At 77.9% G+C, this 7,112-nt stretch carries 6 protein-coding genes; 1 reads left to right on the top strand and 5 read right to left on the bottom strand.

Annotation, left to right across the window (positions count from 1 at the left end):
- Positions 1–1,519 (top strand): S8 family serine peptidase (locus tag ACFQ6N_RS07525; protein WP_380647558.1); only part of this gene is annotated, 1,519 nt, incomplete at its 5' end.
- A gap of 55 nt (positions 1,520–1,574) precedes the next feature.
- On the opposite strand, the gene ACFQ6N_RS07520 is transcribed toward ACFQ6N_RS07525, so the two are convergent.
- The 5 genes from ACFQ6N_RS07520 to ACFQ6N_RS07500 all read right to left on the bottom strand — a co-directional run bounded on the left by ACFQ6N_RS07520 (position 1,575) and on the right by ACFQ6N_RS07500 (position 6,996).
- Positions 1,575–2,999 (bottom strand): MinD/ParA family protein, encoded by a 1,425-nt coding sequence (locus ACFQ6N_RS07520; RefSeq protein ID WP_380647556.1) that lies wholly within the window; start codon positions 2,997–2,999, stop codon positions 1,575–1,577.
- An 82-nt stretch (positions 3,000–3,081) separates the two neighbouring features.
- Positions 3,082–3,756: an HAD family hydrolase gene (locus ACFQ6N_RS07515; RefSeq protein ID WP_380647554.1), complete on the bottom strand. Its 675-nt coding sequence runs from the start codon at positions 3,754–3,756 to the stop codon at positions 3,082–3,084.
- Positions 3,757–3,853: 97 nt separating this feature from the next.
- Complete coding sequence (locus ACFQ6N_RS07510) at positions 3,854–4,810, bottom strand: DUF4331 family protein (RefSeq protein WP_380647553.1); 957 nt, start codon at positions 4,808–4,810, stop codon at positions 3,854–3,856.
- Between the two features lie 153 nt (positions 4,811–4,963).
- The gene (locus ACFQ6N_RS07505; RefSeq protein WP_380647552.1) at positions 4,964–5,542 is read right to left on the bottom strand and encodes a GNAT family N-acetyltransferase; all 579 of its coding nucleotides are present in this window, start codon (positions 5,540–5,542) and stop codon (positions 4,964–4,966) included.
- Positions 5,536–6,996, bottom strand: a complete 1,461-nt coding sequence (locus ACFQ6N_RS07500) for an ATP-grasp domain-containing protein (RefSeq protein WP_380647551.1) — start codon at positions 6,994–6,996, stop codon at positions 5,536–5,538. The genes ACFQ6N_RS07505 and ACFQ6N_RS07500 overlap by 7 nt, the downstream gene beginning before the upstream one ends.
- Between the last annotated feature and the right edge of the window lie 116 nt (positions 6,997–7,112).

Below are 7,112 nucleotides of genomic sequence, written 5' to 3'. Positions count from 1 at the left end.
TGGGGGCCCTGGCCCGGGTGCGGCCGCTGCACACCCCCCCGCTCCCCCGGGGGCGCGGGGTGGGCGGGGCGGCGGGCCCCGCCCCCCCGTCGCCGCCCGGCCGCGGGCCGCCGCGCCCGGCCCGGCGCTGGCCGCCGCGCTGTGCTGCGGCGCGCTGCTGGTGCCCGCCGCGCCCGCCCTGGCCGTGCCCGGCCTGCCGGCCGCGTCCCCGGGCGTGCCCGCCACCGGCCCGGCGACGGGTGCGACGGGTGCGACGGGTGCGACGGCGGGTGCGACGGCGGGCGCGGTGCGCCCCGGGGCGGGCCCCTCCGGCGGCACGGACCCCGGGGCGCTGCCCGTGATCGCGCAGATCCGGACGGCGGACCGGACCGAGGGCTGTGTGAAGCCCTCCGAGAAGGAGACCGACCGGATGCCGTGGGCGCAGACCTTCCTGCGCCCCGAGACCGCCTGGCAGCTCGGCCGCGGCGCCGGGGTGACCGTCGCCGTCGTCGGCTCCGGGGTCGACCCGTCCTCCGGCGTGCTGGGCGAGCGCCTGACGCCGGGGCCGCGCGAGTTCGGCACCGGCGCCTCCACCCGCGACTGCGTCGGCCACGGCACCTTCCTCGCCGGGCTGATCGCGGCCCGCCACCGCGACGGCGTCGGCTTCGCGGGCATCGCCCCCGAGGCGCGGATCCTCGCCGTGGCGGTCACCGACGACGCCGGGAACACCACTGCGGCCCTGCTGGCCAAGGGCGTCCGGGACGCGGCCGACGGCGGGGCCCGGGTGATCGCGGTGGCCCTGCCCCTGCCGGGCGGCGACGCGGACGTGGCCGGCGCGGTCCGCTACGCCGACTCCAAGGGCGCCCTGGTGGTCGCCCCGGCCGGTCCCGACCAGAACGGATCGGCGGCGGTCCCGGCCCCCGCAGGGGTCCTGACGGTCTCCGACCTGGGGCCCAACGGCGCCCCGCCCGGCGGCGGTTCCGATGCCGGCGGCGCGGGCGGCTCCGGCGGGACCGGCCAGGCCGCCTCGCTCGGCCAGGTCGCGGGCGGTACGGGCGGTACGGGCGGCGGCGCCGGAAGGGTCGACCTGGTGGCCCCGGGGGCCGCGATGATGAGCGTCGGACCGGGCGGCAAGGGCTACTTCACCGGCTCGGGGCCCAGCTTCGCCGCCGCCGAGGTGGCCGGCACCGCCGCCCTGGTCCTCGGCTACCGGCCGGACCTCGCCCCGGCCCAGCTGAAGGACCGGCTGACCTCGACCGCCTACCACCCCGGCACCGCCCTGCCGGACCCCCGCCTCGGCTACGGCACGGTCGACCCGGCGGCCGCCGTCGGCGCCCCGGCCCCGGCCGCCGCCGCGCCGGCCGCCCTGCCGGCCCCGGTGGCGACCGCACTGCGGCCGCCGCCACCGGACGACGCCGGCCGCCAGGCGGTCGTGACGGCGCTCGCCGTCCTCACCGGCGTGGCCCTGGTCACCGGCACCGCCCTGGTCTGCACGGCCGGCCGCCGCCGCACCTGGCGCCCCGGCCGCTGGCAGGTCTGACCTCCCGGCCCCGGTTCCCGCCCCGACGGCCCGGGCGGCCGGGGCGGGCGGTGCCTCAGGAACCCATGCCCTCGGCGACCAGGGCGGCGAGTTCCAGGTAGGCGCGGCGGGTCCGCTGACGCAGCCTGGTGGGCTCGAACGTCCCGCCCAGGGCCAGGTGTTCGTCGAAGGGCAGGACCACGGCCGCCCGGCACAGGCTCTCGAAGTGCGCCACCAGGTTCTCCGCCTTCACCACCCGGCCCGTGCTGCGCACGCCCGAGATCAGCGTCACGCTGCGCTGCGCCAGCGCCCCGTACCCGTTCGCGTACAGCCACTCCAGGGTGGCGCCGGCGCCGCTGGCACCGTCGATGCTGGTGGTGGCGGCGATGACCAGCTGGTCGGCGAGGTCGAGCACGGCGGCCATGGAGCCGTGCAGCAGGCCGGTGCCGCAGTCGCTGAGGACGATCGGGTACTGGCGGGCCAGCAGGTCGACCAGCTGCCGGTACTCCTCGCCGCCGAAGCTGGTGGCGACCGCCGGGTCCGGGTCGTTGGCCAGCACCTCCAGCCCCTCGGGGGTCAGCGAGGTGAAGCGGCGGATGTCCATGTAGCCGGTGATCGAGGGCGCGGCGGCCAGCAGGTCCTGGACGGTGGCCGAGGTCTCCCGGCGGACCCGCCGGCTCAGGGTGCCGGTGTCCGGGTTCGCGTCGACGGCGATCACCTTGTCGGACCGCGTCTCGGCGAGGACGGACCCCAGCGCCAGCGTCGCGGAGGTCTTGCCCACACCGCCCTTGAGGCCGATGACCGCGATCCGGTAGGAGCGGTGCAGCGGCGTGCGGATGACGGCCTCCAGCCGCTCCCGCTCCCGCTCGCCCCGGCCCAGGCCGAGCCCGCTGCCGAGTCCGCTGCCGAGCCCGCGCATGCCGCGCCGCGCGGCGGACCCGGCCGCCGCGTGCGCGGGCAGCGCCGGCTGGGCGGGCTGCCCGAGCGGGACGGGCTGGACGGGCTGGGCGGGCGGCAGGGGTTCCGCCGGCTGTACGGGCAGCAGGGGCAGCGCGGCCGGTACGCCCACGAGCAGGGCCGGCGACAGCGCCGGGGCCTGCGGCGGGAGCGCGACGGGCGCCGGGGCCTGGGGGAGTACGGCAGCGGCCGGTGCCTGCGGCGGGAGCGCCACGGGTGCGGGTGGCGGGGCGGGGGCCGCTGCCGGGGCCTGGGGGAGCGCCACGGGTGCGGGTGCGGGTGCGGGGGCCTGTGCCGGTGCCGGTGCCGGGGCCGGTGCCTGCGGGGCGGGCGGGGCGGGCGCGACGGGTGTCGGCCGGGCCTCCGGGGGCACCAGCACCGTGCCCATGGCGTCCAGCGGCCGGCGCCACGGCGACTCGGGCCCCGGCCACGGCGACTCCGCCTCCGGCCTCGGCGGCACGGGCCCGTAGACGGGGGCGAGGTCCCGGTCCGCGTCCCGCGCCAACCGCTGCACCCGCTCGATGACCATGGGGTCGCCCGCCACGCCTTCGCCTCCTGTCACCACACCGCCCCGACTCCTCCACCTCCCCCAACGGCCCGGGGCGGCGATCCCGTTCACCGCCCCGTCAGGGCAGGGGCAGGTCGACGGCCCCGGCGACCAGGGCGGGCAGCTCGCGCATGTCGGCGAAGGTGCGGGTGCCCGGGCCGGCCAGCCAGTGCTCGGGGGTGAGGCCGCCGTGGAAGCCCAGCGAGCGCATGCCGGCCGCCCGGGCCGCCGCGATGCCGTACTTGCTGTCCTCGACCACCAGGCAGGCGGCCGGCGCGACGCCCATCGTCGCGGCCGCGTGCAGGAACAGGTCGGGGGCGGGCTTGCCGTGCTCCACGTCCTGCGAGCTGAAGACCCGTCCGGCGAAACGCGGCAGCAGGCCGGTGCGCCCGAGCGTCGACCGCAGCCGGGCGTGACTGCTGGAGGAGGCCACGCAGTCCGCCGTCCCGGCCCGCTCCAGCTCGGCCAGCGCCGCCACCACCCCCTCCACCGGGGCGAGCGCGGCGAACGCCTCGTCGTAGAGGTGCTGGAAGCGCCGGTCCCAGCCGGGTTCCAGCGGCACGCCCGTGTGCGCCTCGATCTCGGCGGTCATGAAGGCGTGCGAACGGCCGAGGAAGCGCTCGACGATCTCCTCCTCCGACAGCGGCCACCCCACCGCCTCCAGCACACGCGCGTCCACCCGCACCGCCGGCCGCTCGCTGTCGAGCAGCACGCCGTCACAGTCGAAGACCACCAGTTCGACGGGAAGAGCCATGCCCGCCACCCTAAGGGCGCGCCGCGCCCCGGCCCGCCGCGCACGGGAAGTCGGCCCGTCCGACTTCCCGCGCGCGGGCGCCCCGGGCCCGCCCGGCTCAGTGCGGGTGGCCCAGGTACGGGAAGGCGGGCAGCAGGTCGGTGTGCGGGCCGATGTGGTCCGTGGGCACCGCGCCGTCGGTCAGCATCGACAGCCGCGCCGAGGTCACGTCATCGGTCAGCGCCCGCCCGTTCGGGTAGCCCGCCGGGCGGGTGCGGTCGTAGCGCAGCACGTCCGGCAGCACCACCCGCAGCTGCGCCTCGGCGGCGTCCGTCGTGTACTTGCCGAAGTGCTGCAGCTTGGCCGTCCACGGCTCGCGGTACGTCTGCCAGTCCTCGGCCGGCTCCCCGGCGTTGTACGCGTCCTTGACGTCCTCCTCGTTGAAGTACGCCGTCAGCGACGGGTGCGCGCCCCGGTCCACCGACACCAGCCGGCCGTCCTTGCGCACGCTCACCCGCGCCCACACCCCGATCTGCGGGGCGTCGCCGAACTCGGCCTCCGGCGCCTCCAGCACGATCCCGAACACGTTCTTGTCCGCGCCCCAGTCCACCCCCGTCCACTGGAAGTCCTTGACGATGCCGTCCAGGTCGGCGAAGAACGGGTCGCTGCGCAGCCCCGCGCTCACCCGGTACGGGCCCGCCTCCACCACCGCCGGGCTCCCCGTGAAGCTCACCGGGGCGTCGGAGGCCAGCGGCTCGCCCGTCGCCTCGTGCCCGCGCGCCCCCTCGCCGGTGGCCCGGCGCACCGTCATGCGCTGCGCGCCGTCCCCGTCCGGCTCGGAGAAGGTGAAGCTGAACGCGAGGTCGGCCCGGTTGTCGCCGTCGGTGTCGACGTTGATCCGGTACACCGCCTGCGGGTGGAAGGCCTGCCCGCCGGTCGGCGCGACCGGGTTGACGTTCATGATCAGCACGGTCCGGCCCGGCTCCGGCGAGGCGAAGGCGAACAGGTCGGTCAGGTCCAGGCGCGCGTCACCGTCGGGTGAGCGCAGGTTCGGTCCGCTGAGGTGGTGGGACAAGGCGGTCTCCGGCTTCGAGTGCGTGCGTGCTGGGGATTTCCCGTGAACCCCGCCCCTGCGCTCATTGCTAGCACGTCCGTCCGTCCCCGGCCTGCTCCCGGCCCGCCCGCTGCGCCGGGCGGGTCAGCCGTCCGGGGGCGGCCGGGGTCCGGGTCAGGGCGGCAGCGGCCGGTGGCCGGTCTCGTGGACCTCCGGGGGCCGTACGGGGCTCGCGGGCCGTTCGAACAGGGCGCCGCTGAGGCTGCCGGGGACGGTGCGCACCCAGCGCCAGCCGTGGGCGCGGTAGTAGGCGTGCAGGGCGGTGTTGTCGCTGCGGGCGTTGGCGCGCAGCACCTGGGCGCCGGCCAGGGCGGTCCGCCACCGCGCCCAGTCGCCCAGGCGGGCGCCGATGCCCCGTCCGGCGTGTTCGCGGTCGACCGTGAAGCGGCTGAAGTAGCGGGCGGGGCGGGCGAGTTCCTCGGGGGTCCAGAGCCGGCTGCGGACGGTGGGGCGGAGCGTGACGGTGGCGATGACGGCGCCGTCGGGCTCCAGGGCGGCCACCGCCGTGACGCCCCGGGCGATCAGGGCCAGGCCGTGTTCGGCGTCGTAGGGGGCCGACCACTGGGGGGAGCCGTGGGTGCGGGCGATCCAGGCGGCGGCGCCGGCCCGCAGTGCGGCCAGCCGCTCCAGGTCGGCGGGCAGCGCGGTGCGCACGTACAGCGGGAACGGCGGCGGGGTCGGCGGGTTCAGCACGGCAGGGCCGCCCCTGCCGTACGGGCCGCCTCGGCTGCCCCTGCCGTCTCGGCGGGGTCGGCGGGGCGCGCCGGCTCCAGGGTGAAGCCGGTGCGCAGGGCGTCGACCAGCTGCCGGGCGTACGGGGTGAGCGCGGTGCCGTCGGGGGTGGTCAGCGGGTGGCGGGCGACGATCCGGGCGAGCGGTACGCCCGGGTGCAGCAGTGTTCCCGGGGAGGGGAGTTGGAGCAGGGCGACGTCGTCGGGTCCGCATTCCAGCAGGCCGAATCCGGCGCCGCAGCGTTGGAGCAGCCCGTCCTTGAGCCGGTGCAGGCCGCCGGTCGGCGCGGTGCGCACACGGGCCGGGGAGCCGGTGTGCCGGACCACCAGCTGGGCGGCGCCGGCCGGGTCGGTGCGGGGCTCGCCGCCGGTGGGGTGGCCGTGGCGTTCGAGGAGGTGGCGCAGTGCGGCGGGCAGGGCGTGTTCGGCGAGTTCGAGCTCGCCCAGCAGCCAGGTCGAGCCCTGCATGCGGCAGTTGAGTTCGAGCAGCAGGGCCCGGTCCCCGTCGTCGAGGACGAAGTCGGCGCCGAACAGGCCCCGGTAGCCGAGGCGGGCGAGGGCGGCGCCGATCTGCCGGGTCAGGCCGGTGGCGCGCTCCAGGGCACGGGGTGCCAGCAGGGCGGGGGCGCCGAAGTCGCAGCCGGAGTAGGCGCCGAAGGCGGCGCCGACGCCCTCGACCCGGGTCAGTTGGACGGAGGGGCGCAGGACGCGGACCGTGCCGTCGGCCGATACCAGGCCGTGGACGTTGACCGGGGTGCCCTCGACGTAGCCGCTGACCAGCCAGGGGCCGGTCTCCTGCGCCGCCGGGCCGTGCGTGCCCTGGCCGGTCGTGCCGGCGCGGGGCAGGTCCTCCTCGCGGGTGACGAGGTGGGTGCCGTGTCCGCCGGAGCCCCGCGGGGTCTGGACGACGTAGCGCTCGCCGAAGCGGCGGGCCAGGGCGCGGTGGTCGAGGGTGTCGACGACCGCGTCGGGCGGTGTCGCGGCCCCCAGCGAGCGCAGCCAGGCGCGTTGGGCGATCTTGTCGCCCATGACCGGCAGGGACGGCTGGTGGGGAGGCTCCAGCAGCCGGGTGCCGAGCGCCTCCAGCGCGGTGCGCCAGCGGGGCTGCACCGTCACGTACGACAGCAGGGCCAGGTCCCCGCCGGGCCAGGGGCGGGCGCCGTCGCGCAGGCGGCGCAGCACCTCGTCGACGCCGGGGCCGGTGGCGGTGTGGTCGCGCGTGCCGGTGGCGGCCTCCAGGGTGTGGAAGGCGGTGCCGAACTCGTCCGCCCAGCCCGCGTCCGGGGCTTCGACGCCGAGCACCGCCGTGAGGCAGCCGGTGCGCAGCAGCGGCAGCACGAGCAGGGGGCGGGGGCAGATCGAGAGTCCGGGTGCGGACCGCAGTCGGCCGATCGCTTCGTCACAGGATGTGATCACCACGCGATTATGGGGAGCCCGGGGGGCGCCGTGGCGCCGCCGTGGTGCCCGGTCGGGGCCCGGACGAGGTGCGCTCCGCACCCGCCCTCACCCGAACGGAGGAACCGGCCGCGTTG

This window comes from Kitasatospora sp. NPDC056446 (assembly GCF_042796115.1).
GTDB lineage: Bacteria > Actinomycetota > Actinomycetes > Streptomycetales > Streptomycetaceae > Kitasatospora.
The sequence above is the reverse complement of the archived record's forward strand: the minus strand, read 5'-3'. Positions and strand labels throughout refer to the sequence as shown.

Coding starts and splice junctions, on each gene's coding strand:
- ACFQ6N_RS07515 (WP_380647554.1), bottom strand. CDS start 3,756: ATGGCTCTTCCCGTCGAACTGGTGGTCTTCGACTGTGACGGCGTGCTG.